24 protein-coding genes, 1 tRNA gene and 1 pseudogene are annotated in these 26,148 nt (G+C 63.4%); 12 read left to right on the top strand and 14 right to left on the bottom strand.

All coding sequences use genetic code 11. The features are described from left to right. Nucleotides 1-65: 65 nt before the first annotated feature. The 4 genes from G6N82_RS13800 to G6N82_RS13785 form a co-directional block, all read right to left on the bottom strand. A complete protein-coding gene (locus G6N82_RS13800) occupies nt 66-1,604 on the bottom strand; it encodes a hypothetical protein (RefSeq protein ID WP_165197386.1) in 1,539 nt (512 codons plus the stop codon). Nucleotides 1,605-1,722: 118 nt separating this feature from the next. Then, nucleotides 1,723-2,505 (bottom strand): DUF4189 domain-containing protein, encoded by a 783-nt coding sequence (locus G6N82_RS13795; protein ID WP_165197384.1) that lies wholly within the window; start codon nt 2,503-2,505, stop codon nt 1,723-1,725. Nucleotides 2,506-2,512: 7 nt separating this feature from the next. After that, nucleotides 2,513-3,364, bottom strand: coding sequence for a DUF4189 domain-containing protein (locus tag G6N82_RS13790; protein ID WP_165197382.1), 852 nt, complete (start codon nt 3,362-3,364; stop codon nt 2,513-2,515). 78 nt (nt 3,365-3,442) lie between these two features. Continuing rightward, nucleotides 3,443-4,345, bottom strand: a complete 903-nt coding sequence (locus G6N82_RS13785) for a LysR family transcriptional regulator (RefSeq protein ID WP_165197380.1) — start codon at nt 4,343-4,345, stop codon at nt 3,443-3,445. Nucleotides 4,346-4,448: 103 nt separating this feature from the next. Between G6N82_RS13785 and G6N82_RS13780 the strand changes: the two genes are divergently transcribed. Beyond that, the gene (locus G6N82_RS13780) at nt 4,449-5,162 is read left to right on the top strand and encodes a pirin family protein (protein WP_165197378.1); all 714 of its coding nucleotides are present in this window, start codon (nt 4,449-4,451) and stop codon (nt 5,160-5,162) included. 83 nt (nt 5,163-5,245) lie between these two features. Beyond that, nucleotides 5,246-5,839 carry an NAD(P)H-dependent oxidoreductase gene (locus G6N82_RS13775; protein WP_165197376.1) on the top strand — a complete coding sequence of 198 codons (594 nt, stop codon included), beginning with the start codon at nt 5,246-5,248 and terminating at the stop codon, nt 5,837-5,839. 50 nt (nt 5,840-5,889) lie between these two features. On the opposite strand, the gene G6N82_RS13770 is transcribed toward G6N82_RS13775, so the two are convergent. The 3 genes from G6N82_RS13770 to G6N82_RS13760 all read right to left on the bottom strand — a co-directional run bounded on the left by G6N82_RS13770 (nt 5,890) and on the right by G6N82_RS13760 (nt 10,569). After that, nucleotides 5,890-7,242, bottom strand: coding sequence for an MFS transporter (locus tag G6N82_RS13770; RefSeq protein WP_165197374.1), 1,353 nt, complete (start codon nt 7,240-7,242; stop codon nt 5,890-5,892). A gap of 95 nt (nt 7,243-7,337) precedes the next feature. Next, the gene (locus G6N82_RS13765; protein ID WP_165197372.1) at nt 7,338-8,225 is read right to left on the bottom strand and encodes a DMT family transporter; all 888 of its coding nucleotides are present in this window, start codon (nt 8,223-8,225) and stop codon (nt 7,338-7,340) included. A 13-nt stretch (nt 8,226-8,238) separates the two neighbouring features. Further along, complete coding sequence (locus G6N82_RS13760; RefSeq protein WP_165197370.1) at nt 8,239-10,569, bottom strand: NAD(+) synthase; 2,331 nt, start codon at nt 10,567-10,569, stop codon at nt 8,239-8,241. A 157-nt stretch (nt 10,570-10,726) separates the two neighbouring features. Between G6N82_RS13760 and yghU the strand changes: the two genes are divergently transcribed. The 3 genes from yghU (at nt 10,727) to G6N82_RS13745 (ending at nt 13,141) form a co-directional block, all read left to right on the top strand. Next, a complete protein-coding gene (gene yghU / locus G6N82_RS13755; protein WP_165197368.1) occupies nt 10,727-11,578 on the top strand; it encodes a glutathione-dependent disulfide-bond oxidoreductase in 852 nt (283 codons plus the stop codon). Between the two features lie 46 nt (nt 11,579-11,624). Further along, nucleotides 11,625-13,004: a glycoside-pentoside-hexuronide (GPH):cation symporter gene (locus G6N82_RS13750; RefSeq protein WP_165197366.1), complete on the top strand. Its 1,380-nt coding sequence runs from the start codon at nt 11,625-11,627 to the stop codon at nt 13,002-13,004. Nucleotides 13,005-13,066: 62 nt separating this feature from the next. Then, nucleotides 13,067-13,141: transfer RNA gene (locus tag G6N82_RS13745), tRNA-Gln, on the top strand. A gap of 258 nt (nt 13,142-13,399) precedes the next feature. On the opposite strand, the gene G6N82_RS13740 is transcribed toward G6N82_RS13745, so the two are convergent. From G6N82_RS13740 to G6N82_RS15330, 7 genes and pseudogenes are all read right to left on the bottom strand, one after another. Continuing rightward, complete coding sequence (locus G6N82_RS13740; RefSeq protein WP_165197364.1) at nt 13,400-14,164, bottom strand: SDR family oxidoreductase; 765 nt, start codon at nt 14,162-14,164, stop codon at nt 13,400-13,402. Between the two features lie 89 nt (nt 14,165-14,253). Then, nucleotides 14,254-14,922, bottom strand: a complete 669-nt coding sequence (locus tag G6N82_RS13735) for a TIGR02281 family clan AA aspartic protease (protein ID WP_165197362.1) — start codon at nt 14,920-14,922, stop codon at nt 14,254-14,256. Between the two features lie 35 nt (nt 14,923-14,957). Next, the gene (egtD, locus tag G6N82_RS13730; protein WP_165197360.1) at nt 14,958-15,944 is read right to left on the bottom strand and encodes an L-histidine N(alpha)-methyltransferase; all 987 of its coding nucleotides are present in this window, start codon (nt 15,942-15,944) and stop codon (nt 14,958-14,960) included. Further along, complete coding sequence (gene egtB / locus G6N82_RS13725; RefSeq protein WP_241255273.1) at nt 15,941-17,134, bottom strand: ergothioneine biosynthesis protein EgtB; 1,194 nt, start codon at nt 17,132-17,134, stop codon at nt 15,941-15,943. The genes egtD and egtB overlap by 4 nt, the downstream gene beginning before the upstream one ends. A gap of 116 nt (nt 17,135-17,250) precedes the next feature. After that, nucleotides 17,251-18,624 (bottom strand): 3-deoxy-7-phosphoheptulonate synthase class II, encoded by a 1,374-nt coding sequence (locus G6N82_RS13720; protein WP_165198281.1) that lies wholly within the window; start codon nt 18,622-18,624, stop codon nt 17,251-17,253. 119 nt (nt 18,625-18,743) lie between these two features. Beyond that, nucleotides 18,744-20,972, bottom strand: coding sequence for an insulinase family protein (locus G6N82_RS13715; protein WP_346773738.1), 2,229 nt, complete (start codon nt 20,970-20,972; stop codon nt 18,744-18,746). 169 nt (nt 20,973-21,141) lie between these two features. After that, nucleotides 21,142-21,531: pseudogene (locus G6N82_RS15330) on the bottom strand (insulinase family protein); the annotation flags it as partial. A gap of 307 nt (nt 21,532-21,838) precedes the next feature. On the opposite strand from G6N82_RS15330, the gene G6N82_RS13710 reads away from it, so the two are divergent. From G6N82_RS13710 to G6N82_RS13680, 7 genes are all read left to right on the top strand, one after another. Continuing rightward, entirely contained in the window at nt 21,839-22,423 is a 585-nt protein-coding gene (locus tag G6N82_RS13710; protein ID WP_165197356.1) for a NifU family protein, read from the top strand. 26 nt (nt 22,424-22,449) lie between these two features. Further along, nucleotides 22,450-23,058 carry a malonic semialdehyde reductase gene (locus tag G6N82_RS13705; protein ID WP_165197354.1) on the top strand — a complete coding sequence of 203 codons (609 nt, stop codon included), beginning with the start codon at nt 22,450-22,452 and terminating at the stop codon, nt 23,056-23,058. A 37-nt stretch (nt 23,059-23,095) separates the two neighbouring features. Beyond that, on the top strand, nt 23,096-23,725 hold the full coding sequence (gene tsaB / locus G6N82_RS13700) for a tRNA (adenosine(37)-N6)-threonylcarbamoyltransferase complex dimerization subunit type 1 TsaB (RefSeq protein WP_165197352.1): 630 nt from the start codon (nt 23,096-23,098) through the stop codon (nt 23,723-23,725). Continuing rightward, nucleotides 23,722-24,210: a GNAT family N-acetyltransferase gene (locus G6N82_RS13695; protein WP_241255116.1), complete on the top strand. Its 489-nt coding sequence runs from the start codon at nt 23,722-23,724 to the stop codon at nt 24,208-24,210. The genes tsaB and G6N82_RS13695 overlap by 4 nt, the downstream gene beginning before the upstream one ends. A gap of 128 nt (nt 24,211-24,338) precedes the next feature. Beyond that, nucleotides 24,339-24,779, top strand: coding sequence for a MucR family transcriptional regulator (locus tag G6N82_RS13690; protein WP_165197342.1), 441 nt, complete (start codon nt 24,339-24,341; stop codon nt 24,777-24,779). An 86-nt stretch (nt 24,780-24,865) separates the two neighbouring features. Continuing rightward, nucleotides 24,866-25,288, top strand: a complete 423-nt coding sequence (locus G6N82_RS13685; protein ID WP_165197340.1) for a Fur family transcriptional regulator — start codon at nt 24,866-24,868, stop codon at nt 25,286-25,288. Further along, nucleotides 25,260-26,147, top strand: a complete 888-nt coding sequence (locus tag G6N82_RS13680) for a lysophospholipid acyltransferase family protein (protein ID WP_165197338.1) — start codon at nt 25,260-25,262, stop codon at nt 26,145-26,147. Before G6N82_RS13685 ends, G6N82_RS13680 begins: the two co-directional genes overlap by 29 nt. Nucleotide 26,148: the final 1 nt, after the last annotated feature.

Raw genomic sequence — 26,148 nt, 5'->3', positions numbered from 1 at the left:
CAACAAAGCCGCGACAAGTGCAGGGAAAATTCTTGTCGGCGACCAAATCGTTTGAAAGGCCGCCATCATGACAGCGGCCATTTGAGCGAAAGGACATTGGGCTGGCGCCCCTCACCATCGTCGCTCGCGTCGATCGCCCCTTCGGTCTTGCATAGCGTGCCTCGCGGTTCGCACAGCAATTTCAACGCCAGGGACTCGCGATTGTAAAGATCGATCAGATTGCCCGATCCGCGCACCATCAATGTGAACACGCCGCGGCTGCCATCGAAACCCGAATAGGCGAAGAAGCGCGTACCAAGCCCGCGCCCGACGATCTGGCACGGCGCCTTGGCCTGGTTCTTCGCCTGGCAAGCCTGCAGCGCATAGCGATCGGCATCAGCCTGCGTTTCCATGTTCATGGCGACCCAAGCCTCCCGATCCGGACCGACTTTGCCGCCAGGTAACGCGACGGCCCCGAAATAACGCAGGTCGCTGGGCTTGTAGCGCGGGCCATAGACCCTGAGGTCACCGGCCTTGCGCGCGATCACTTTCATGCAAGGCAGGATCTGGCCTTTCGAACACTTGCCTTGCGCGTCGAGAAGGGCCGTTTCCTCTTCCGGCCCGGTGCCGAGGAACAGCTTGCCTTCGTCGTTGCGGACCCAGACCGCGAAACTGTCCCTCGCCTCGCCCGCATTCACGCAGCCGCCGCCGGTGAAGCGGTTGCACATCGCCAGCACAGCCTTTTGCGCTGTCTCCAGATCGGTGAAGCCCCCCGCTGCGAAAGGCAAGACATAGCGCGGATGGGTGGCATAGGCATCCCACTTGCCCGCAAGATCCTTCATACGGAAGGCAACCGGATCCGGGCCGCACAGCGGCACATCGCTGCCGGAAAGGCGATCGACACCAACGACCTTGTACATGGGATCGCTTGCTCCCTGCGGGCAGGCAAAGAGGCGGAACTGGGTGGGATCGCCGGCATCGCGGTGCTTGCCGTTGCGGCCCAAGCCAAAGAGCCAGGACTGGCAGCTATCCGGCGAAGGATTAGACAGATCGGCGCAATAATAGATCCGGTCGTTCAGCTCCACGCCGCGGCTGTGCTGATTGACCGCCAGGTCGAATGTCGGCTGCTCGTAAAGGCCGAACTGGCCGTTCCAGTACTGGATCAGCGAGATGAATGCGTCGCGATAGACATAGGTGTCGCTTTCGCATTTGTAATCGATGTCATAGGATTCCCAACTGCGCAGCACGCGGTCCTTGCACATCTCGGCCGCTGCAGCGCGAGCCTCAGCTTCCGTCGGGTAATTCATCGCGATCGCGTAATCATAGCGATGGCCATCGTCCGCGCGGTCTTCGTTCTCGCTGACTTTGAAGGTGACGAAACCGGTGTAGCGCGACTGCCAGCCGCGCGGCGGCGGCGGCGGTTCGTACCGGGGCGGCTCAGGCGGCGGCCCGGGATTGGCGGAAGAGGCATTGCCCTGGTTCTGGTAATACATATCCATCTGGCGATGGTGCATTTCCATTTGCGCCTGTTCCTGCGCGCGTTGGGCATTGATCTGGTTCTGGAAGGCCCAGTTGGGATCGCAGGCCGGCCCGGCGCAGCCTTGTGCCGAGGCGGGCGAAGCCATGCTTAGTGCACCAGCGAGAGTGAGGGTTACAGCGCCAAGCCAGCCAAGGCCGGTTCGCGGGCCAGCTTTATTTGCAATTCCACGCAACGTATCGGTCATCGCCATCATGCCTTGCCTTTTAACCCTTGAACTTTGGGGGACGGTTGGCGGACCCGGTATGGACCACAGAACAGTTCTTTTTCCCATGCTTTTTTTCGCATTCTTTCAATGCTTTCTTTCCGGCATCGCTCTGGCTCTTATCGGACCAGTTGCCAAACAGTTCCCCGGCCTTGGCCTTTGCCATTCCACCGAACCCGCTCTGATAGGTATAAGCCCAACAATTCGCAGTGCCGCACTGGCTCAGCGCGATCTGCTGTGCGTCGCTCCAGCGACTGGCGCTCCACGCAGCACCGCGCTTGCCGGTATCCGGGTCATAAGCGATCGAACCGAATGACCAGACCTTGCCGTTGGCGGTGCTGCTGGCGGCAACTACCGTGTAACATCGCGAACCGCGCATCGCTTCGCAGCGGAGTTCCGCATCCCTTGGGCCGCTGGTGCTGATGCCGTAGGATTGATTATCGTCAGACAGGGCGATCCAGGCAAAATCCTCACCGAAGCTGATGTAAACACATTGCGAACCGCACCGGCTGAGGACATCGTTTGCCGCAGCTTCGGGGGTCGGCTGGTTCCAACTGGCGCTGGTATTGCGCGTCACCGGGTCGATCGCTGCCGCCCCGTACACCCAGTAACACTGGTTCTGCATGACACGCCCACCGTTGGGCATCTGCCCTACCTGGACATTGTCGCAGACATAGGACGCCTTGGCCTCCTCTGGCGCGACAAGGCCGATAGTCGCCGCCATCAGTGCGGCAAGAAATGCCAGTGAAACAACAATCAAGCGGATCGACAAAGCTCTGGCCATCTCGCCCTCATTCGCCTGGCGGGTGGATGGGTACGCCCCGCATCGCCAGCAAGTCATATTCGCGGACCGCTTCGTCCTTTGTCGCATTTATTGCCAGCAATTCGCAATTTTCGCCCGCCTGGGTACATATCCGGTCGATATCGCCAATCGCTTGCTGAACGCCCAGATTAATCCGGTAACCGCCTGACGTTCCGCCAGCGTTCCGGTAGAAGACAACCACAGTCTGCCCGCTGGTGGTGGCCCAGCGGCACATGCCCGCTCCCACCGCGGCTTCGCAGGGCTCCATCGCGCGCCGCACCGCATCGTCCCAATTTGCCTGCCCCGTTGCGATCCAGGTGCGCGGATCGGCGTCGCCGTTGCCAGAAACGGCCCTGCCATCCATCGCAATCGCGGCGAATTTGCGCGGTTCGGGTTCTTGCGATTGCAACGCCAGTCGACGCGCGACGGCAAAGCTGTTTTCAACCTCGCACAGTTGCGCGAACCGCTCGATACATGCCTTGTCGAATTCGGCGCGGGCGCTTTCGGGGGTTTCGCCGATCCCGCCCATCACGCTGCCGTCAGCGCCATAGCCGATCACCGCCTCGCGCGCCGAGAAAGCGAAGGCGGGAACGCATCCACCGCCGGTTGCGATATTACATTGGGCCAGCGCGTCATCCATGGCGGATTGCTGATCCGGCAGTCCGGTGACAACCCAATAGCCAATGAACTGCGGGTGCTGCGCGACGGCGCCAGCCGGAAGCCCTTGCGGTTCGCGATCCTGGGCTTGGGCCGGGCCAGTCGCCAATGCTGCGACCAGCGCAAGTCCGACCGATCGATAGAGCGCTGTAATGTAGAGGTTATGGAATGTAATCAGATGCATTGCTGCGATAGTCTAGCGATACGTCGGCCTAGCCAGAACCCGCCAAGATGTAGCGGTACAAATTGGCTGGCGGCCCCGTCAGGCCGGGCAAAGCGCCAATTGCGCACGCAGCGCATCGATCAGCCAGCTGCTGGCTGGCCCCGGCCGGGCATCGCGCCGCCAGGTGGCACTGAGCGTATATTGCGCGCCGGGCCTTTCCGGCAGGTCCAGCTCGACTAGTCGTCCCACGGCAAGATCGTCGCGCACGGCGTGTCGCGGCATATTGCCCCAGCCAATCCCTTCCTTCAGCAGCGCATGCTTAGCGCCAAGGTCAGCCAGTCGCCATGTCAGCGGGCTGAGCACCGAGAATTCACGCCCCTGCGTCAGGCGCGAACGGTCCGACAGCACCAGCTGCAAATGCTCGCGACTTTCGCCGGGCGGGATGCCGGGCCGCGCCAACGGGTGATCGGGCGCGGCGACCGGCACCAACTCGACCTCGCCGATCGCCTGCCGTTCCAGCGCCGGGTGGTCGCCTACCACCGGCCCCGCCACCGCCAGATCGGCATCGCCATCAAGCAGGCAGGCGGCGACCGCCCCCAGCCCTTCGATATTGAGCCGCAGAGCAACGGTGGGGAACATCCGGCGAAACTCCCGCAGCACCGGCGCAATCGCCTCCCCCGGCATCATCACGTCGAGCACCAGGCTGACAGCGCTTTCGAGGCCGGCATGCAGGCTGCGCGTCTTGGCCAGCAGCGCGTCAGAAGCTTCGGTGATCGCGCGCGCCTCGGCCAGCAGGCCTCTCCCCGCTTCGGTCAGCTCCGGTTTGCGCGACCCCTCGCGCGCAAACAGCGTCACGCCCAGCTGCGCTTCCATCTGCTGCACGCCATAACTGATCGCCGAGACAGCGCGGCCCATGCGCCGCGCGGCGCCGCCGAAGCTGCCCTCCTCCTGCACGGCCAGGAAGATGCGGAGCTGGTCGAGGCTAGGCTCACCGAGCTTCATTGTTCGGATTTCCTGAACATAATGTGGGGTTTTATCGCGGTTTTCAGGACGAACGACAAGAACTATCTCGGTACCACAACGTTACTCCAGCAGGAGAATAGCCATGATCGAACTACGTCCCTTCGAAAGCCTCGGCGCCGCCAATCACGGCTGGCTCGATGCGCGCCACCATTTTTCCTTCGCCAGCTATCACGATCCCGCCCGCGTCCACTGGGGCGCGCTGCGCGTGTGGAACGATGACAGGATCGCACCCAAGAGCGGCTTTCCCACGCACCCGCACAACGACATGGAGATCATCACCTATGTCCGCACCGGCGCGATCACCCATCGCGACAGCATGGGCAACGAAGGCCGCACCGAAGCGGGCGACGTCCAGGTGATGAGCGCGGGGCGCGGCGTTGCGCATTCCGAATTCAACTTGGAAGACGAGGAAACCACGCTGTTCCAGATCTGGATCATCCCCGACGAACGCGGCGGCGATCCCGGCTGGGGCGCGCGCAAGTTCCCCAAAGGCGACCGCGCCGGGTCCTTCGTTCCGCTGGCCAGCAATGCCGCCAATGATGATGATGCAGCGCAAGGCGCACTGCCGATCCGCACCGATGCCCGCGTGCTGGGCGCGACGATCAAGGCCGGCGAAAGCGTGACTTACACGCCGCGCGATCCCTCGCGCCATCTCTACCTTGTCCCCGCAACCGGCAAGGTGAAGGTCGAGGACGTCGAGGCGAAGGCACGCGACGGCATCGCCATCACCCAGCAGGAATCGGTCACTATCACCGCGCTCGAAGACAGCGAGCTGGTGCTGGTTGATGCGGCCTAAATACTGACCCCCGCCGCTCCCCCATCCCTCCCCCTCCCTTGAAGGGGGAGCGGCACCCCTTCCGCAAGAAAAGGAACCCATCAATGTCCAAGATCCTCCACATCACCGCCAGCATCCGCGCCGATGAATCTGTCTCGCGCGACCTCAGCACGCGGCTCGTCCGGTCGCTCGCCGCGCGCGACGGCGCCGAAGTGATTACGCGCAATCTTTCGGCCAATGACCTGCCCTTCGTTTCCGCCGAGCGCTTTGGCGCAAACCTCACCCCCGCCGCCGAGCGCACCCCCGAACAGCAGCAGCTGGCCGCCATCGCCGACGAGCTGATCGCCGAACTGCAGGCCGCGGACACAATCGTGCTTGGCGTGCCGATCTACAATTTCGGCGTCCCTGCCACGGTCAAGGCCTGGGCTGACCTTGTCGCGCGTGCCGGCACCACCTTCGCCTATACCGCAGAAGGCCCCAAGGGCCTGCTGACTGGCAAGAAGGCCTATCTCGCGATCGCTTCGGGCGGCACGCCGGTCGGCAGCGATTTCGACTTCATGACGCCATGGCTGAAGTTCTTCCTCGGTTTCCTCGGCATCGAGGTCGTCGCGCATGTCGCGGCTGACGGGATCATGGGCGAAGGCGGCGAGGAAAAGATCGAAGCCGCCAAGGATGCCGCGTTCAAGCTGGCAGCTTGAGCGACAAAGCAAATTCGGAGCCGGGGCCGCATGGTCCCGGCTTCACCGTTTTAATCGATTCTCGGCTTCACCCGGTCATCATGCGGCAGCTTGGCTGCTAACGCCGCGTAATATTCGGGCCGCCGCGGGTACCGCACCGTCAGCAGCAGCAACATGCCCACCGTAGCCCCGGCTCCAACCACCAGGAATATCGAGGGTAGCCCGCCCATTCCGTCAATCCGGCTGAGCATGAAGGCCCCAAACGAGATGCCGAAATTGCTCACCGCCATGTAGATGGTGAACTGGGTCGCCGCGACTTTCGGATCGCATAGCCGCATTGAGATCGGCAGCGCTGAGACGGTCAGCAGCATGTCGAGCGAGATCCAGAGATAAACGAACACCACGAACAGCCGCACATCGCTCCATAGCGGCACCGCCATAAACATGACCGCACACATCGCGACCTGGAATGCCAGCCACCCGATCGAGGTGCGCTTGGCCCCGAACTTGTCGCCCAGCCAGCCGCCCAGCGTCAGGCAGAGGATGCCCGCGACGATGCCGGCACCGGCGGTCAAGGCAGAGATCTGGGATTCGCTCCAGCCGACATTATTCGCGCCGATCAGCGGGGTCGCACCGGTCAGGCCGCCATATAAGATCCCGCGCCCGAACAGCACCGGCAGCCATAATATGCTCGCCGCCTTGAACATCGACAGGAACGTGCTTTTCAGGATCGGCCACCAGGCTTGGGCTTGTATCTCCAGGTTGCGCGGATGCGCCGCCCCTGCATGCCACGGTAGCCTGCGCTCGCCCTCCCGCTCCGAAAAGGCCATGATGTAGAGGCACAGCGCCAGGATCAGAGTGGCAACGATCGCATAAGCGGCCGGCGCGCCATATTGCCCGATCACGGCACCGGTCAGCGCGGTGGCCGTAGCAATCCCGATCGATTGCCCGCCGAACATCATGCCGCTGCCGCGCGCGCGCTCTTCCTCTTCCATGATGTCGACCGCCAGCCCGTCCACCGCGACGTCCTGGAAGGTAGTTGCCATGTTCACGGCGAAACCGATCGCGCCCAGAACGGCGACATCGCCCACCCCGGGATTGAGAATGACCGCCACCAGCAGGCAGGCGATCATTACGCCTTGCGCGCCAAGCAGCCACACCCGCCGCCTTCCCATTGGCAGAAAAGTATAGCGGTCCATGATGAAGCCGTTGACGAATTTGAGCGACCAGGGGAGCGCGGTTAGCGCGATCACAGAGCCAACGTCTCCGGCCGGCGCGCCATTGGCCGCCATCCACGCCGGGATCGCGAACCAGAATAGCCCGATCGGCAGGCCTTGTCCGACGTAGAGAATAAACAGGGTGAACAGCCTGAGCTTTCGGCTGTTCGCCAGGATCAGCCCGCTGCTTTCCGAAACAGTCGCCATCAGCCCCTCGCCCGGCACCGAGGCCGGTCATGCAAACGACCACGGAGCGAGACTAGCGTGCCGTCGCACAAGCGCAAGCGCGCCGGCGAATATTTCTACATCCGCGCCTTCACCAGCAAGGGCTTGAAAATGTTGCGGCTTGGCCGCAGCACGATGATCGCTACGCCGACAATCGCCAGCGCGCCGCCGCCGATCAGCCGCCAGCCGATCGGGTCATTTGTGATCCATGCGCCAAATGCGATGGTGAGCAGCGGCGTCATCAGCGTCAGCGGCACCACCAGGTTCGCGTCGTTCTGTTGCAGGACGCGGTAGTAGGCGGTGTGCGCGCCCACCGACACCACGATGCTCGCGAAGAACAGCGCGGCAGCGATTTCAAGGGGAGCAGCGGCCACGGCGGCAAACTGGTCATGCTCAAGCGCAATGGACAGAGGGGCGAGCACGATGATCGAGGCGACGCCCGACCATGCCTGCATCGCCCGCGCATCGATCTCGATCCGCTTGAAGAAGACCGAACCCAGCGCGCCGATCACGGCGGCGGCAAGCAGGAAGGCGACGCCGATTCCGCCGCTCATTGCCGCTGGCGAGCCCATGGCGATGAAGACCCCGCCCAGTGTGAAAAGTATGCCCAGCCCGCGCCGCCAACGCACCCGTTCACCCAGGAAGATCATCGCGAACACCACCGTCATCGGAGCGCTCGACAGGCTGATGATGCCCGCCGCCGAGGGGGATGCGGTCTGCAGCCCGATGAACAGTAGCGCAAAGGATCCGCCGCCGATCGCCAGCCCGATCAGCAGCACCTTGCCGATGTCGCGCGGCAAAGGGCGGAGCAGATAGGCCAGCGCGAGCGCGACCAACCCCGCACGCGCGCTGGCATAGAACAACGGCGGCACCGCAAGGTCATCGACGACAATCTTGGAAACGACTACATTGAGCGCCCACACCAGATTGCAAAGCATCAGAATCAGGACGGTGCGCAGGCTCATGCCGCCTAGTCCTTCAATTGCGCAGGTCAGGCAATCCCTTGCGCAGTTCTTCCAGCCATACATCCGCCACTGCGTCGCTCGGCGCGCGCCAGTCCCCGCGCGGGGACAATGCGCCGCCCGCACTGACCTTAGGCCCGTTGGGGATCGCGCTGCGCTTGAACTGGCTGAAGGCGAAGAAGCGTTTGATGAACTTTTCGAGCCAGCCAGCAATAGTGGCCAGATCGTATTCGTTTTTCTTTGCGTCGGGGAACCCGGCCGGCCATTGCCCGGCCCGCGCATCGCGCCAGGCGTGCCAGGCGAGGAAGGCGATCTTGCTGGGGCGCTGGCCCCAGCGAATGGTGTGGTGGATGAAGAAATCGTTGAGCTCGTATGGCCCGATGATGCTTTCCGTGCTCTGGATGGCGCCGCCCTCGCCCGGTGGCACGAGCTCGGGCGAAATCTCGGTGTCCAGGATCGACAACAGCACTTCGTCGGTAGCGGGATCGAACTGCTCGGTGCTCACCGCCCAGCGGATCAGATACTGGATAAGCGTCTTGGGCACGCCCGAATTGACCGCGTAGTGGCTCATCTGGTCGCCCACGCCATAGGTGCACCAGCCGAGCGCGAGCTCGCTGAGGTCACCCGTGCCGATCACGAAGCCAGAATGATGCCCAGCCAGGCGGAACAGGTAATCGGTGCGTAGGCCCGCCTGTACATTCTCGAAGGTCACGTCATGCACCGGCTGCCCGTCCGCAAAGGGGTGCTTCATGTCTTCGAGCATGCGCGTTGCAGCGGGGCGGATGTCGATCTCTTCCGCCGTGATACCCAGCGCCTTCATCAGCTTCCAGGCGTTCGACTTGGTGTGATCCGAGGTCGCGAAGCCGGGCATGGTGTAACCGCGAATGGTGGTGCGCGGCAGGCCCAGCCGGTCACAGCATTTAGCCGCCACGATCAGCGCATGCGTGGAATCGAGCCCACCCGAAACGCCGATCACCATCGATTTCGCATGGGTCGCCTCGAGCCGCCGCATCAGGCCATCGACCTGGATGTTGAAGGCTTCGTAGCAGTCCTCATCCAGCTTGTTCTGGCGATTGGGCACGAAGGGGAAGCGGCGCACAGGTCGCACCAGCCCGCGATCGCCGCCGGTGGGCGCCAGCTTGAAAGTGACCGTGCGGAAGCTGTCTTCGGGGCGCCCGGCAGCTTCGGCCGCATCGTTGAAGGTCTGCATCCGCGCGCGTTCGGCCAGGATCCGCTCGCAGTCGATATCGGCGATGCACAGTTCGGCATCGAGGCTGAAGCGCTCGCTTTCCGCCAGCAAATCGCCCAGCTCGTAGATCATGCCCTGCCCGTCCCACGCGAGATCGGTGGTGCTTTCGCCATGGCCGCTGGCGCAATAGAGATAGGCTGCGACCGCGCGCGCGCTTTGGGCGCGAGCGAGCAGGTGCCGCTCGTCAGACTTGCCGATGGTGATGTTGCTGGCGGAAAGGTTCGCCAGCACCGTCGCTCCCGCCAGCGCACCCCGGGTCGACGGCGGCGTGGGTGACCAGTAATCCTCGCAGATTTCGACAAACAGCTTGAAGCCGGGCAGGTTCTCCGCCGCGAAGATCAGGTCCACCCCGAAGGGCACACCATGCCCCGCGACAGCGATTTCGAGCCCCTTGATCTCGCGGCCATGCGCGAACCAGCGCTTCTCGTAATATTCGCGATAATTGGGCAGGAAGCTCTTGGGGATGACCCCCAGCAGCTTCCCATGCGCCACCGCCGCCGCGCAATTGTAGACCCGGCCATTGTGCCGCAGCGGTGCGCCCACCAGCAGCACCGGATCGAATTTCGCACTTGCCGCCACAATCTCGCCCAGCCCCGCCTCGGCAGCGTCGAGCAGCGCCGATTGCAGGTGCAGATCATCGATCGCGTAGGAAGAGATGCACAGTTCGGGATAGACCACCAGGTCGACCCCAGCCTCGTGCGCGCGCTCCGCCTCGCCCAGAATGCCCGCGACGTTATAGGCGATGTCGGCGGTGCGCGTCTTGGGCGTGCTCGTGGCGGCGCGCACGAAGCCGTGGCTGCGGATGTCGAAGAAAGGATGACTGCGGGTCTCGCCCTCCAGATCATTCTTTGAGGATACGCCAACCCCGATCAAAGTATCCTCTTGTGGCGCTGGCTCGAGCCAATCCTCCGGAGCGCAAATTCCCAAATCGGCCAGTTTCTTCTGCACCGGCGCGCGCGCAATCTTGCCCTTCGCCTCCCAGCCATAGACGGTCCGACTGGGCCAGGGATCGCCAAATTTGACGCCGAATTCCTCGGCAGAAAGCGGGGGTTGCTGCGTTTCACGCCAATGGCGAATCTTGTATCCGGCTAAGTGCATGGCAATTTAGTATCCCTTTGGGATACACAATGCAAGTTCCACTTCGCGCCCGCAAAGCAATTACAATTGCTGCAACCGGCGCCGCGGCTTGCACAAGTAACCGCCATCCCCCACCTCTCGAAACATCACCAAGACTCATCCAACAGGGAACCCCGCAATGGCCGACACCTACACCCCGCCCCAGGTCTGGACTTACGACAAGGAGTCGGGTGGCCGCTTCGCCAGCATCAACCGGCCAACCGCCGGCGCGCGCGAGGAAAAGGAGCTTCCGGTCGGTGACAATCCCTTCCAGCTCTATTCGCTCGCCACGCCCAACGGGGTGAAGGTCACCATCATGCTCGAGGAATTGCTGGAGCTGGGCCACACCGGTGCGGAGTACGACGCCTGGACGATCAATATCGGCGAAGGCCAGCAGTTCGGCAGCGGCTTCGTGGCACTCAACCCCAATTCGAAGATCCCCGCGCTGGAAGACCGCAGCGGCGCGACCCCGTTCCGCATCTTCGAATCCGGCGCGATCCTGGTCCATCTGGCGGAAAAATTCGGCGAATTCCTGCCGACCGACCCGACGGCCCGTGCGGAAGTGATGAGCTGGCTGTTCTGGCAGGTCGGCACCGGCCCCTTCATTGGCGGCGGCTTCGGCCATTTCTACGCTTATGCGCCCGAAAAGTGGGAATATCCGATCAACCGCTATGCCATGGAGACCAAGCGCATCTTCGACGTTGCGGACAAGCGCCTGGCTGAAAGCCGCTTCCTGGCGGGCGACGAATACACCATCGCCGACATGGCCAATTTCCCCTGGCTTGCCCCCTTCACCACCGGCCAGATCTATAACGACGCCAAGACCTTCCTCTCGATCGACGAGTATCAGCACGTCGGCCGCTGGGTGAAGGAGATCGCCGCGCGCCCGGCGGTGCGGCGCGGGCGGATCGTCAACAAGACCTGGGGTGAGGTGAATCAGCAGCTGCGCGAACGGCACTCCGCTGCCGATTTTGAAGGCAAGGATATTTGATCCGGGATATGCGTTAGAGGCCGAAGGTCCGGCACAGGAGACATGATTGGCCACCAACGCGCCCGAACGCATCAGGTTGAAGGAAAAGCTGGGCTATGGCGTGGGTGACCTTGCCTCCGGCCTCTACCTCAATTTCTTCGGCGTTTTCCTGTTCTATTTCTTCGTCGACCTGAACGGCGTGGCGCCCGCTGCGATCGGGCTGATGCTGCTGCTGACCAAGCTGGTCGATGCGGTGACCGACCCGATGATGGGGCTGATCGCTGATCGCACGCGCACGCGCTGGGGGCGATACCGGCCCTACCTGCTGTTCGGTGCAGTCCCGTTTGGCCTGTTCGGAGTGCTGGTGTTCGCCGTGCCCGACCTTGGCCAGAGCGGAAAACTGGTGTGGGCCTATGTCACCTACACCCTCGCCATGCTGGTCTATACCGCAGTCAATGTGCCCTATGGCGGATTGCTGGGGGTCATATCGCCCAGCGCCGCACAGCGCGGCAGCGTTACGGCCTATCGCATGTTCTTCGCGGCCCTCGCAGGGATCCTGATCGGGGTGCTGGGAACCACGCTGGTGCGCGAATTTGGCCAGGGCGACGAAGCGCGCGGCATCATGCTGACCATGGCCTGCATCGCCGGCCTTTCGACCATGTGCCTGATCGCCACTTTCGCCACGACGAAAGAGCGGATTGCACCGATTCAGGAAAACGGCTCGATCGGCGGAGACGTGATGGAGCTGCTGCGGACCGGATCGTGGATCGCCGTGGCGATCGCCGCCATCCTGGGCGTTACGGCAATCGCGGCAAGGCAGGCGAGTTCGCTGTTCTTTTTCGAATATGTCGCGGGTGATGACGGCGCCCCGGTGCTGGGTTTCCTTGACCGCCCCGCCCTGTTCCTCACGGCACTGGCAATCGGCCAGGTATCGGGCGTGATCATTGCCAATTTCCTGCAACGCCGCTTTGAGAAATCGCACCTGGTGATCGCGGCAGGCCTGCTCAAAGCGAGTGCGATCATGCTGTTCTACTGGCTGCCGCTCGATGCGATGTGGCCGCAGACCTTCATCCAGTATTTCGTCGGCATCGGCTTCGGCATGCTGATGGTGCTGGCCTATGCCATGTTCACCGACATCGCCGAATTCGTCGACTGGCGCGCCAACAAGCTGATGACGGGGCTCGTCGTTTCGGCTTCGATCTTTGCGGTGAAGGCCGGCGTGGCTTTTGGCTTGGCCCTCCCCGGCTTTATCATGGGCCTGACCGGCTTTGCCCCAGGTGCCGAGCAAAGCGAGGCCGCCAAGCTGGGCATTAACCTCGCTTTCGCCATTATTCCCGCCGCGATGCTGGTTCCCGGCGGGGTTGCGATGCTGTTTTATCGCATCGATCGCAAAGTGCTGGCGCAAATCGAAGGCGAACTTGCACTAAGGCGCACAAACCCCGCGTGAAGCCTCTTCACATTGCGAACGGAGCCGCTATAGGGAGCGCCCCGCCACCGGCGCGGGCCTGCTGGGGTGTAGCCAAGCGGTAAGGCAGCGGTTTTTGGTACCGCCATGCGCAGGTTCGAATCCTGCCACCCCAGCCATTCTTGTCTCGTGAACCGGCCTTCGCCGGTTCGTCCTCCCGGCTAATCCCTCCGCTTCGCGTTGCTCCGCTATGGGGCCGGTCCGGGCGCGCGGTCGCGCTTGCGGTCGCTGCGCGACCGAACCTCGCGACAGGCTAACGGACGGGCTCTGGCTCGACACCGCAGGTGTCGCAAGGCCACGCGGCCGCCCCGCAGGTGCTCGAGCCCGCAGGGTTCGAAGCAGCACCGAGGACGCTCACCCGGATGGGTGAGCGCAAATCAAACCGTCCCCGCCACCACCAGGCATTGCCCGGTCACCCATTCGCCCGAATTGCCGACCAGGTAGAGCACGCAGGCGGCGATATCCTGCGGCGTGCCCAGCCGTCCGGCGGGCAGGTTGAGCTGCTCCAGCAGCGGCCCGAAATCCTCGTCGCGCATGTTGAGCGCCTTTTTCACCGTATCGGTCGGCACGAAGCCGGGCAGGATCGCGTTGACGCGGATCTTCTTCGGGCCAAGCTCCAGCGCCAGCGTCTTCGTCAGCATGTTCACCCCGGCTTTGGCCGCGCTGTAATGCCCGCTGCCCGGGAACGGATCACGGCCGGCCATGGACGAGGTGTTCACGATGCTGCCGCCATCCTTCATGTGCTTGGCCGCCGCGCGCACGCCCCAGAACACCGAAGTGAGGTTGACCGCCAGCGTCTTGTCCCATTCCGCCGGATCGAGCTCGGTCAAGGGCGCGGATACCAGCGAACCACCGGCATTGTTGACCCAGATATCGAGCCGCCCGAATTCATCGACCGCGCGCTGGGCGAGCGCCTCCATGTCGACTTCGCTCGAAACATCGGTGCGCTGCGCCACCGCGCGGCCGCCAAAGTTGCTGGAGTTGATGACATGGGCCGTGTGTTCGATCTGGTCGAGCGAGCGGGCCGCGCACACCACGTCAGCACCGGCATCGGCCAGCAGGGTGGCGATCCCTTCGCCAATGCCCCGTCCGGCGCCGGTCACGACGGCCACCTTGCCGGTAAGGTCGAACAGTTCCTTCATCGCCACGCTCCCTGATCTGGTTTTTCAAGGGCTAGGTCGGTGGGGAGCGAGGGTCCACTAGCCAAATCGTGGGCGAACGGCGGCGCGGGCTACCACTGCGGTTCGGGCTGGAGATCGTTCGGCACCAGGATCATCGTGTTCTGTTCGACCCGCCAAGAGGCGAGCCGCGAGAGCAGGTTCATGCCGATGACGTTGGTTTCCCCCAGCGTCGGCGCGATTACCACGTCGAGCCCGCGCGCGACGACATTGCCGAAGCGGATTTCGCTGACCGTCGCCAGTTGCGCGCCGACCGGGCCGTTGGCGGTGTTGATCGTGACGGGCAGGCCGCCGCGGCGCGGCTCCAGCGCGGCGCGATCCGCCAGCCCTTGCGACACCGCAGTCAGCGTGGCGCCGGTGTCCACGAGGAAATTGGCCTGAACGCCGTTCAATTCGGCGCGCAGCCAGAAATGCCCGTCCGGCGCCATGGGAATGCGCGTTTCGCCGCCTTCGACGACCTGTTCCGGCAGGCCGATCTGCGGCACCGCCACTTCCAGCCGCGAATCGAAGCGCGACAGCTGAAGCACCACCAGCAACAGCACGCCTGCGAGAACGACAGTGCTGCCACGCCGCACCAGCTGGCCCAGTGGCAGCTGGCGCCGCACCATCAGCGAGCCGACCATGCTGAACGCGATAGCCGCGACCACCAGCAACAGCAGGCCAGAGCGGGGCACCGCCGAAAGCGTTGTCGCCAGATAATTCCAGATGCTCTCGATCGTCATTCAGCAGATATACGAAGCGCTAGCGGAATGGTCCATTACGGCGCGCTACGCGGAATGGTCGCATCCGCCAGGATCAGCGAGAAACGCGCTTTATCGTCGAGCCAGCGCTGCACCGGGGTCCAGCCGCCCGCCAGCAGCAGCATATTGCCGGTGCGGCGGTTGAACTTGTGGCTGTTTTCGGTGTGGATGCTCTCGCCCTCAAGCATGCGGAATTGCCGGCCGGAAACGGTGAAGGCGATGTCGCTCGTCGCGACCAGATGCATCTCGATCCGCGCATAATCGTCGTTCCAGCGCGCTTCGTGGCGCAGCGCATCGAGCGGGATGTCGCCATCGAGCTCGCGGTTGATCCGCCGCGCCAGGTTGAGGTTGAATGCCGCCGTCACGCCCGCCGGATCGTCATAGGCCGCGATCAGGATTTCCGGATCCTTGATCAGATCCATCCCGATCAGCAGCTTGGAGCCCTCGCCCAGCGTCTGGCGCATGGTGCGCAACAGGTCGACCGCGGTGCGCGCGACCATGTTGCCGATGGTCGATCCCGGGAAGAACCCCAGCTTGGGCAGATCGCCGACTTCCTGAGGCAGTTCCACCCGCCGCATGAAATCCGCTTCGACCGGGTAGACCGGCAGGCCGGGAAACTTGGCGGACAGCTCAGCGGCAGATGCGCGCAGAAAATCCCCGGCAATGTCGAGCGGGACGTAAGCGGAAGGTTCGATCGCTGACAGCAGCAGCGGGGTCTTGACCGAGCTGCCCGAGCCGAATTCGACCACCGCCCGGCCCGGCCCGATCAGCTGCGCGAATTCGGCGCCGCGCGAAGCGAGGATCTCAGTTTCGGCGCGCGTGGGATAGTATTCGGGCAGGCGGGTGATGTCTTCGAACAGGCGCGATCCGGCATAGTCATAGAACCAGCGCGCAGGTATCGCCTTTTGCGCTTCGCTGAGGCCCTGCAGGACGTCCGCGCGGAAATCGCGGTCGACACCGCTCTCGTCGAGATTGACCAACGCCAGTCCCTTGCCTGTGCTCATGGGATGTCCCTCGCCAACCGCAATCCGGTGAATTGCCAGCGCTGATGCGGATAGAAGAAATTGCGATAGGACGCCCGCGAATGGCCCCGCACCGTGGCGCAGCTCGCGCCCTTGAGCACGAACTGGCCGTTCATGAACTTGCCATTGTACTCGCCCACGGCGCCCGCGGCCGGTTTGAAACGCGGATAGGGCAGATAGGCCGAGCGGGTCCACTGCCAGCCATCGCCGAACAGGCTGTCACTGCCCGATGGCTGCACCGGACCAGCCTGATCAAGCTGGTTGCCCGCCGCGGGATCGGCGCTCTGCCCGATCGCTTCCCACTCGAATTCGGTCGGCAGGCGGCACCCGGCCCAGCTGGCAAAGGCATCCGCCTCGTAATAGGAGATATGCGTTACCGGGGCGTCCGGGTCGCGCAGCTGCCAGCCTTGCAGGGTGAAATGCTCGTCCTCATGCCAATAGAGCGGCGCGCCAATGCCCTCACGCTGGACCCATGCCCAGCCATCCGACAGCCACAGCGCAGGATTGGCATAGCCGCCGTCCGCGATGAATTGGCTCCATTCGCGATTGGTGACCAGCCGCCCGGACAGCGCGTAGGGTTCCAGCAACACACGATGCTGCGGCCCTTCGTTGTCGAAGCCGAAGCCCGCGCCGTCGTGCCCGATCAGCGCGATACCGCCTGGATGCTCGATCCACTCGTCCGGCTGCGCAGCTGCACCATCCGGCGATCCGTCCCACATTGCCGGGCCGAGCGGGTTCTGGAACAGCGCGTGCTTGATATCGGTCAGCAACAATTCCTGGTGTTGCTGCTCATGCGCGATGCCCAATTCGATCAGCGGCTGCAATTCCTCGCGATCGAGCAGCGCCGCCATCGCCTCGGTCACATGCGCACGCCAGCCCAGCACCTCTGCCAGCGATGGCCGCGACAGCAGGCCCCGCGAAAAGCGCGCGATACGTGCGCCCTCTGCCTCGTAATAGGAATTGAACAGGAAGGGCCAGCGCTCGTCATGCAGGCGATAGCCGGGCAGATGATCGCGCAGCAGAAAGGTTTCCCAGAACCAGGTGGTATGCGCCAGGTGCCACTTGGCCGGCGAGGCATCTTCCATCGACTGCACGGTGGCATCTGCATCGCTGAGCGGTGCAACCAGCGCCTCGCTCAAGGCGCGGGTCGCGTGAAATCGCTCCGCCAGCAATGCGGGAGGCTGATCGACCGCGCGGACACTGGGTTCGGGCACGGAATTCTCCTGTTGCTTCCGATCCATAGTCCGGAGCATGCCCGATTGCGGTTACAATTGAAAGGCAGGCCCGTTCAGGCCGCCGCCGCCTGCTGCTCCGCCACTTGCTGGTTGAGCATCTCTGCCAGCAGGAAGGCCAGTTCGAGCGACTGCGCCGCGTTAAGGCGCGGATCGCAATGCGTGTGATAGCGATCGCCCAGCGCAGCGTCGGTGATCGCTACTGCCCCGCCAACGCATTCGGTCACGTCCTGCCCGGTCATCTCGATATGGATGCCGCCCGGATGCGTGCCCTCAGCACGGTGAACGGCGAAGAAGCCCTTCACCTCGGTCAGGATGCGGTCGAACGGGCGGGTCTTGTAACCGCTGTCGGACTTGATGACGTTGCCGTGCATCGGGTCGCAGCTCCACACCACCGGATGGCCTTCGCGCTGCACCGCGCGCACCAGCCGCGGCAGACCATCTTCCACCTTGTCATGGCCGAACCGGCTGATCAGCGTGATCCGCCCAGGCTCACGTGCGGGATTGAGTGTGTCGAGCAGCGACAGGAGCGCATCGGGCTCCAGCGACGGACCGCACTTCATGCCAAGCGGATTTCCGATGCCCCGCGCGAATTCGATATGCGCGCTGCCGGGGAAGCGGGTGCGATCGCCGATCCAAAGCATATGCGCACTGGTGGCATACCAGTCACCGGTCAATGAATCCTGCCGCGTCATGGCCTGCTCATAGGGGAGCAGCAACGCTTCATGACTGGTGTAGAAGCTGGTGCCCTTGAGCTGCGGCACAGTGGCCGGATCGATGCCGCAGGCTTCCATGAAATCGAGCGCCTCACCGATCCGGTCGGCGGTTTCCGCGAATTTCTCGGCCCAGGGGGTGCGCCCCATAAAGTCGAGCGTCCACTGGTGAACCTGGCGCAAATTGGCATAGCCCCCGCCCGCGAACGCGCGCAGCAGGTTGAGCGTGGCTGCAGCCTGCGAATAGGCCTTCACCATCCGCGCGGGATCGTTGCGCCGCGCCACCGGATCGAATTCGATGCCGTTGATATTGTCGCCAAGGTAGCTTGGCAGGGTCACATCGCCGATCGTCTCCGTCGGCGAGCTCCGCGGCTTGGCGAACTGGCCGGCCATGCGCCCCACCTTGACCACCGGCCGCTTGCTGGCGAAGGTCATTACGACCGCCATCTGCAGCAGCACGCGAAAGGTGTCGCGGATATTGTTGGGGTGGAATTCGGCAAAGCTTTCAGCGCAATCGCCGCCTTGCAGCAGGAATCCGTGACCTTGCGCAACCTGCGCCAGATCGGCCTTGAGCGCGCGCGCTTCACCCGCGAAGACCAGCGGCGGATAGGATGCCAGCGTGGTCTCGGCAGCGGCCAGCTCTGCCGCGTCTTCATAATGCGGCAAATGCCGCGCCTCATGGGCCTTCCAGCCGTCCGGTTTCCAGTTCTGCACCACAGTCATAATCTCAATTCGGTCAAACGAGCAGGCGCGGTTACACGCCCGTCCTTAGAAATGCAAAGTCCAAAGCCCGCGCATGATAACAAAATTTCACGCGCCTGCCCAAGCCTGGCTTGTCAGCGCCCCATGATGTCAGGCGCGGCAGGCTGCATCGCCGGGCGCGGATCATTGTCATTGGCGGCGCTGGCAAGCTCGCGCCCTTCGGGCAGAACCGCCAGTTCCCAGCCCGGGCGTGCCGCGAGATAGCGCCGCGCCAGGATTTGCATGATTTCAGGCGTGGTGTTGGAATAATCGCCCAGCAGGGTGCGCACCAGCTCCACCCGCTGCGGATCGGTGCTCGCGCCTTCAAGCTGCATCAGCCAGAACATGTTGCTGGTCGCCGCCCGGCTGTAAAGCTGGGCCAGCGGCTGCGTGGCCCGGGTGATCTCGTCATCGCTGGGCGGATTGCTGGCCAGATCCTGCGCGATCCGTTCGGCTTCGGCGAAGAACACCGGCACATCGTCAGGCTTGAGCTGCGCCAGCGCCAGGATCATCCCGCCTTGCGGCATGTCGCTGGGCCATTGCGAGACGGCTTGCGGCGCATAGCTCGCCCCCAGCCGTTCGCGCAGCGCGTCCATCAGGCGATTGTTGAACAGGGCCACAAGGATTTCCAGCTGGCGGGATTCGCGCAGGCGCGCGACGCCCCCGCCGGTTGGCCAGGCGATGACTGCTGCTGCCTGGTTGGCGTCACCGCGATGCGTCAGTACCTTGGGCTCGTCAGCCTGAGCCGCGGGGAAGCCAAGCGAGCGGCTCTCCACTTCAGGGCTTAGCGGCGTGCGCGGCGGCAACGCGCCAAAGGTGCGGCGCAGGGTCTCAATCACCGCCTCGCGGTCGAACTCGCCGAACACCAGCACTTCCACCGGGCCTTCTGCCAGCCGCGGCTCCCACACCTTGCGGAAACCTTCCGGCGTAACCTTGGCCATCATCGCGGGATCGGGCGTGGCAAAGCGAGGATCGGGATCGCGCAGCAGGTAATCGAGATCGCGCTCGATCACGCCGGCCGGACTGGCGGAATAGGACGCGTGGCCGATTTCCACTGCAGCCTTGGCGCGCAGTACCGGATTGGGATCCCACCGGGGCATGCCCAGCTTTGCCGCGAACAGGTAGAGCTGGTCAGCCACATCGGCCGAGCGGGTTTGCGCCGCGAAGGTGAACACCGCATCTTCGATCGCGAAGTCGAAGCCCATCTTGCGGCCGGTTGCCAGCACATCGAGGTCGTTCTCGTCGATTTCGCCGAGACCGGAGGAAACCAGCGCTAATTCGCCAAGCGCAAGGTAGGGCGCGTCGGCAGCCGAGAATGCGCGATAGCCCGCCCCGAAACGTGTCTTTACCGAAACGCGACCTGGCTCGTCGGCGTTCGACCACAGGATCGCGCGGACGCCATTGGCGAATTCCACCTGCTCGATATCGAGCAACCCGATCGGCTTGCGCTCCACAATCGTGCCAGGCTTGCCGACGGGCGGCAGCTCGTCAAACGAAATGGTCCGGTTGGCCAGCCGCACGCTGGCATCGGGCGCCACGTCGCGCGCCATCGCCAGCCGCAGCCGCGCCTGGTCTGCCTCGGCCGCATCGGGCGTGACATAGACCGCGCGGGTGACAGAACCTTCGAACAGCTTGCGGGTATGTTCGAACACTTCGCCGGGATTGAAGCGAGCCCGCATGCCGCGAAACACGCCAAGCGCGACTTCGGGCGACGCCACGGTTTCGCGGATGTCGACCGCGCGCACGAGATTGTCGGCCAGCTTGCTGCCCGCGAGAACCCTGCGCTGCTCGACCTCGCTGGCGAAGGCCGTGTCGAACTGCGCGACTTCACGATCGATTTCCTCCTGGCTGGGGGGATTGGCGAGCGCATCGGCGATCACTGCGCGAACATCGGCCAGCGCCTCTTCCCACTTGCCATCCAGCGGCGCAAAGCCGACGAAAGTGGCATCGGCCGAGCGCGAGACGTCATCCTGCTGGACCTGTGCATAAAGGAAACTGCCGCCGCCTCGGGCGCGCGATTCCAGCCGCCGGTTGATGATCGCCTGCGCTACTGCATCGAGCATCAGCCCTTCGTTATAGATGATGGTGTCGTTGACCTGGCGCCACGGGCGCATCACGGCATAGGTCATGTTGCGCGGCATATCGGGTTCGACGATCACCGCCACTTCACCCAGCGGATTGTCGCCGCTCGCCCCGGCCGGTGGCAACGGATCGCCAAAATCGGGCGCGGGGACAGCGGGGCCCCTGCCCTGCCAGTCGCCGAAATAGCGCTCGACCAGCTGCGCGAACACCAGCGGATCGGCATCGCCCGCGACCGCGATCACGGTATTTTCGGGGCGATACCAGCGATCGTGGAACGCCTTTACGCCCGCACCCTTTGCCGCGCGCAGCGCTCGGCTCGGTGCCGATCGGGCGCCGCGTCGCCAGCCGCTGCCCGGCGAAAAGCGTGCCGAGCGTCTTTTCGCTGACCCGCTGTGCCGCGCCACTTTGCTCGCGCATTTCCGCCAGCACGATCGGCACTTCGGTCGTCACATTGGCATCGTTCAGAACCGGTTCGCGGATCATGCCGGAAAGCAGCTTGAAGCTTTCCTCCAGCCCCGCAGGCGTGATCCCGGGCAGGTCGATATTATAGACCGTGTGCGTCGGGCTGGTTTCGGCATTGGTGTCATGCCCCAATGTCGCACCCAGCCGCTGCCAAGTGGGAATCGCCTCGCCCTGCCCCAGATATTTGCTTTCGCGGAACAGCAAGTGCTCCAGCAAGTGGGCATAACCCTGTTCATCATCGCGCTCGTGCAGCGAGCCGGCATCGATCCGCACCCGGATCGAGACCTGGCCCGGCGGCACGCCGTTCTGGCGCACCGCATAGCGCAGGCCATTCTTCATCTCGCCGAACAGCCACTCGTCATCAACCGGGATATTGCTGCCACGATAGAGCCACGGCACCTCGTCCCCCGTCTGCAAGGACGCAGGCGGCGTTGCTGGCACCTGCTGCGTAGCGGCGGCAGGCTCCTCCTGCGCGGCGAGCGACAGCGGGGCGGCCAGGGGTGCAATCAGCAGGGCGAGCGCGCTCAGGGCGCGGAACGGCGCAGTCATGCGACCCATATAGGGAAGCAAGAGGTGAAGGGATAGTGAATGGTGACAAAGCTTTGCTGGCTTGCCGCCGGGATGGCCTGCACCTACATGGGACAGCATGTTCATAGAAACCGAAACCACGCCCAACCCCGCCAGCCTCAAATTCCTGCCCGGGCGGCAGGTCATGGCCAGCGGAACCCGCGAATTCGCCACCCCTGAAGCAGCCGAGGCCAGCCCGCTGGCGCAGGCGATCTTCGACCTTGGCGAAGTGACCAACGTGTTTTTCGGGGCCGATTTCATCAGCGTCACTGCAGCGCCCGGCGCCAGCTGGACTGACCTGAAGCCGCAGGTGGTGGCGATCCTGCTCGACCATTTCGTGTCCGAAGCCCCGCTGTTTGCGGGTGGCGACGCGTCGGGGATCAGCGTGCCGGCTGACGCGAGTGACGAGCTGATGGTGGAGGAAGATCCGGCCGATGCAGAAATCGTCGCCCAGATCCACGAGCTGCTGGAAAGCCGCGTGCGCCCGGCCGTTGCCGGGGATGGCGGAGACATCGCCTATCGCGGTTTCAAGGACGGCGTCGTCTACCTTACATTGCAGGGCGCCTGTTCGGGCTGCCCATCAAGCACCGCCACGCTCAAGCACGGCATCGAAGGCCTGCTGAAACATTATGTGCCCGAAGTCGTTGAAGTCAGGGCAGCCTGATTTCAATCGAATTTTCAAGGACACCCATGATCAAGCAATTCCACGACCAAGTCCTGTCGGACGCGGCACTCGACCAGTTGTTCAACGAAGCGCGCAGCTATAACGGCTGGCTCGACAAACCGGTCAGCGACGAACAATTGCACGCCATCTGGGACCTGATGAAGATGGCGCCGACATCGGCCAACATGCAGCCGGTGCGGATCGTGTGGGTCAAGTCGGATGCGCAGAAGCAGGCGCTCGCCGATTGCGCGATGGAAGGCAACAAGGCTAAGATCCTGGCCGCACCGGTCACCGCGGTGATCGGCTACGATATCGATTTCCACGAGGAACTGCCCTGGCTGTTCCCGCACACCGACGCCAAGAGCTGGTTCGAAGGCGACGAGGAAGGGCGCAAGGAAGGCGCCTTCCGCAACTCATCCTTGCAAGGCGCCTATCTGATGCTGGCGGCGCGCGCGCTGGGGCTCGATTGCGGGCCGATGTCGGGCTTCGACCAGGCCAAGGTCAACGACACCTTTTTTGCCGACGAGCCACGCCACCGGGCGAATTTCATTTGCTCGATCGGTTATGGCGATCCGGAGAGCATCTTCGATCGTAGCCCGCGGCCCGAATTCGGGACCTTCAACACAATCGTCTGACTTGCAGCGCGCGGCGGCTTGAGGCATCGCGCAAGCCATGCGCACGCTCGCGATAGAAACCGCCACCGAAGCCTGTTCGATCGCGCTGTTCGAAAGCGGTGAACTGGTCGGCAGCGACCACCGCGTGCTGGGCCGTGGCCATGCCGAACAACTGGTGCCGATGATTGCCGCATTGCCTGAGAAGGGTCGCGCGGAGCGGATCCTTGTCTCGCTCGGCCCTGGCAGCTTTACCGGAGTGCGGATCGGGATCGCGACTACCCGCGCGCTGGGCCTGGCCTGGAAGGCGGATGTGCTGGGCTATCCCACACTGGCGCTGGTTGCCGCCATGGCGCAGCACAAGCATCCCGGAACCGCCGTTACGGTTTGCATGAATGGCGGCCATGGCGAATGGTTTGTGCAGGATTTTGGCCCCGGCGTTGAAGCCCAAAGCGAAGCGCGATCGCTCACGCCAGATGCTGCCAGCACAGCAGGCACCGCAAGCCTGATTGCCGGCAACCGGGCCCGGGAACTGGCGGACCGATCGGGCTGTGCACCGGTTGCGCTGGAGATTCTGCCCGATGCGCGCATGGTGCACCTGCTCTCCGATCAGCACCTTACTTCCGCGCTGACCCCGATTTACGGCCGCGGCCCCGACGCCAAGCTGCCTGATGGAAAGCAGGCGGGATGAGCGGCCCGGTCGTTTCACGTACCGATCAGGTCGATCGCATCATGGCCGTGATGGAGGGAGCCTTCGATCCGACCTGGGGCGAGGCATGGAACCGGCGGCAAGTCGGCGATGCGTTGATGTTCGCCAATACACATGCATTCGTGATCGACCCGGCAGGCGAACTGATCGAGTCGGGAACATCCTGCAATCACATCGCTGCCGGGTTTCTGCTGGCCCGCTATGCGCCCGGCGAAGTCGAACTGCTGCTGATAGCGGTCGCCCCCCAATACCGACGCGCCGGCCTGGGCGAACGCCTGATCGAGCTGCTGCGCGAGCATGCGCGCGGCGCAGGGGCAGAGAGCATCTTTCTGGAAATGCGCGAAAACAATCCTGCGGTGCAGCTCTACCGCAAGGTGGGCTTTGACCCGATCGGCAGGCGCAAGGCCTATTACTTGCTGTCTGATGGCAGCAGGATGGATGCAATTACTTACGCGCTGCCAATCTAGACAAAAGTATTACTGATTCAGGTAAATTTATCCACTTTGTCAGGTTGCAGAATCAGCAATTCGGGTCCATGCGTCTTCGTGGCGGAGGGAAAGACTCCGTGACCAAAAAATGAAAATGTGAGGAACTCATGGATACGACCGAAGTGGATATGAAAGAGACATTGATCACTCTCACGTCCGATATTGTCGCGGCGCATGTCAGCAACAATGCCGTGGCGGTTGACGACGTCCCGTCGCTGATCAGCAATGTTTTTGCAGCGCTTTCTTCGTTGGGCGGGAACGCTCCGGTGATGGAACAGCGGCCGGATCCGGCCGTGTCAGTGCGCTCATCGGTCAAGAAGGATCACATCGTCTGTCTCGACTGCGGGAAGAAGATGAAGATGCTCAAGCGTCACCTTTCGACCGAACATGGCCTGACCACCGACGAATACCGCGCTCGTTGGGACCTAGGCCCGGATTACCCGCTGGTTGCCCCAGACTATGCCGAAACCCGGCGCAAGCTGGCCAAGCAGATCGGACTGGGCAAGATCCCGGGGCAGAAGCGCGGACGGCGCAAGAAAGCCGCATAACTGCGGCTCAGTCGCTTGAGGTGAGCGCCTTGTGCCGATAGAAGTTATCGGGTTACTGGCGCTCACCAATCACAGCGGAGTGTTATTTGCCGCAGAGAATCGATCTTGAACAATTGTGTGCCGACAAGGGGCTGCGGATTACCGAGCAGCGCCGCGTGATCGCACGCGTCCTGTCGGAAAGCGAAGACCATCCCGATGTCGAGTTGCTGCATCAGCGCGCGTCGGCGATCGATCCGGGCATTTCGATCGCGACGGTATACCGCACTGTCCGTTTGTTCGAAGAAGCCGGGATCCTCGATCGCCACGATTTCGGCGATGGCCGCGCCCGTTACGAAGCCGCACCCGAAGCGCATCATGACCATTTGATCGACGTCGAAACCGGCAATGTCGTGGAATTCGTCGATCCCGAACTCGAAGCCCTGCAACGCGTGATTGCCGAGCGGCTTGGCTATCGCCTGGTTGACCACCGGATGGAATTGTATGGCGTCCGGCTCTCGCGTGACGACTGAGGCCGCGCTTCGCGCCGCTGCCGCCCGCGGCGAAATTACCCCGATCAGCCCCATGGGATGGGCGCGCCTCAGTTTTCGCGGATTGCTGCTGGTTCTCGCGCTGATCCTGCTTGTCCCGCTGCACTATCTCTACCGCACGCTGGCCTGGGGTTCGCCCTTCCCCATGTACTTCCTGCGCTTCGCCGCCTGGGTCGCCGGAGCGCGGGTCAAGGTGGTGGGCACGCCGCTGAAACGCGATGTATTCTTCATCGCCAATCACATTTCCTGGCTCGACATATTGGCACTGGCAGGCGCCAGCGGCACGGCCTTTGTCGCCAAGGCCGAGCTGGCCGATGCGCCTGTTGTGGGCTGGCTGGCCAGCCTCAATCGCACGGTTTTCGTCAAGCGCGAGAACCGCATGGGGGTCGCGGCGCAAATCAACGATCTGCGCGATGCACTGAGCGACAATTGGTCGGTCACCGTCTTCCCCGAAGGCACCGTCACCGACGGCCAATCGCTGCTGCCGTTCAAGACCAGCATGCTGCGGGTGCTCGAACCTCCGCCCGCCAATGTGCTGGTCCAGCCGGTGATGCTCTATTATGGCGCGATCGCCGAATGGATCGGCTGGGTCGGCAATGAGAGCGGCATCAACAACGCGCGGCGGGTGCTGGCGCGCAAGGGTTCCTTCCCGCTGGAACTGCATTTCCTTGAGCCGTTCAGCCCGGAAGACCACCATGGGCGCAAAGCGATTGCGTTCAAGGCGCGCGAAGAAATCGAAGCGGCGCTGGTCAACCGGCTCGGCAAGCCGCTGCGCGAATTCGAATATTCGGTCGATCCGGTGCGTTACCGCGCGCCCGAACGCGAGATGCCGATCGAATAGC

Source organism: Altererythrobacter sp. BO-6 (assembly GCF_011047315.1).
Lineage (GTDB): Bacteria > Pseudomonadota > Alphaproteobacteria > Sphingomonadales > Sphingomonadaceae > Erythrobacter.
The sequence above is the reverse complement of the archived record's forward strand: the minus strand, read 5'-3'. Positions and strand labels throughout refer to the sequence as shown.

What these genes read in the sequence shown, in the direction of transcription:
- G6N82_RS13765 (WP_165197372.1), bottom strand. Translation starts at nt 8,225, where the DNA reads ATGAGCCTGCGCACCGTCCTGATTCTGATGCTTTGCAATCTGGTGTGG.
- G6N82_RS13740 (WP_165197364.1), bottom strand. Translation starts at nt 14,164, where the DNA reads ATGAAGGAACTGTTCGACCTTACCGGCAAGGTGGCCGTCGTGACCGGC.
- egtD (WP_165197360.1), bottom strand. Translation starts at nt 15,944, where the DNA reads ATGAGCACAGGCAAGGGACTGGCGTTGGTCAATCTCGACGAGAGCGGT.
- G6N82_RS13775 (WP_165197376.1), top strand. Translation starts at nt 5,246, where the DNA reads ATGTCCAAGATCCTCCACATCACCGCCAGCATCCGCGCCGATGAATCT.
- G6N82_RS13800 (WP_165197386.1), bottom strand. Translation starts at nt 1,604, where the DNA reads ATGGCTTCGCCCGCCTCGGCACAAGGCTGCGCCGGGCCGGCCTGCGAT.
- tsaB (WP_165197352.1), top strand. Translation starts at nt 23,096, where the DNA reads ATGCGCACGCTCGCGATAGAAACCGCCACCGAAGCCTGTTCGATCGCG.
- G6N82_RS13790 (WP_165197382.1), bottom strand. Translation starts at nt 3,364, where the DNA reads ATGCATCTGATTACATTCCATAACCTCTACATTACAGCGCTCTATCGA.
- G6N82_RS13705 (WP_165197354.1), top strand. Translation starts at nt 22,450, where the DNA reads ATGATCAAGCAATTCCACGACCAAGTCCTGTCGGACGCGGCACTCGAC.
- G6N82_RS13690 (WP_165197342.1), top strand. Translation starts at nt 24,339, where the DNA reads ATGGATACGACCGAAGTGGATATGAAAGAGACATTGATCACTCTCACG.
- yghU (WP_165197368.1), top strand. Translation starts at nt 10,727, where the DNA reads ATGGCCGACACCTACACCCCGCCCCAGGTCTGGACTTACGACAAGGAG.
- G6N82_RS13680 (WP_165197338.1), top strand. Translation starts at nt 25,260, where the DNA reads ATGGCGTCCGGCTCTCGCGTGACGACTGAGGCCGCGCTTCGCGCCGCT.
- G6N82_RS13795 (WP_165197384.1), bottom strand. Translation starts at nt 2,505, where the DNA reads ATGGCCAGAGCTTTGTCGATCCGCTTGATTGTTGTTTCACTGGCATTT.
- G6N82_RS13780 (WP_165197378.1), top strand. Translation starts at nt 4,449, where the DNA reads ATGATCGAACTACGTCCCTTCGAAAGCCTCGGCGCCGCCAATCACGGC.
- G6N82_RS13695 (WP_241255116.1), top strand. Translation starts at nt 23,722, where the DNA reads ATGAGCGGCCCGGTCGTTTCACGTACCGATCAGGTCGATCGCATCATG.
- G6N82_RS13710 (WP_165197356.1), top strand. Translation starts at nt 21,839, where the DNA reads ATGTTCATAGAAACCGAAACCACGCCCAACCCCGCCAGCCTCAAATTC.
- G6N82_RS13785 (WP_165197380.1), bottom strand. Translation starts at nt 4,345, where the DNA reads ATGAAGCTCGGTGAGCCTAGCCTCGACCAGCTCCGCATCTTCCTGGCC.
- G6N82_RS13735 (WP_165197362.1), bottom strand. Translation starts at nt 14,922, where the DNA reads ATGACGATCGAGAGCATCTGGAATTATCTGGCGACAACGCTTTCGGCG.
- G6N82_RS13760 (WP_165197370.1), bottom strand. Translation starts at nt 10,569, where the DNA reads ATGCACTTAGCCGGATACAAGATTCGCCATTGGCGTGAAACGCAGCAA.
- G6N82_RS13770 (WP_165197374.1), bottom strand. Translation starts at nt 7,242, where the DNA reads ATGGCGACTGTTTCGGAAAGCAGCGGGCTGATCCTGGCGAACAGCCGA.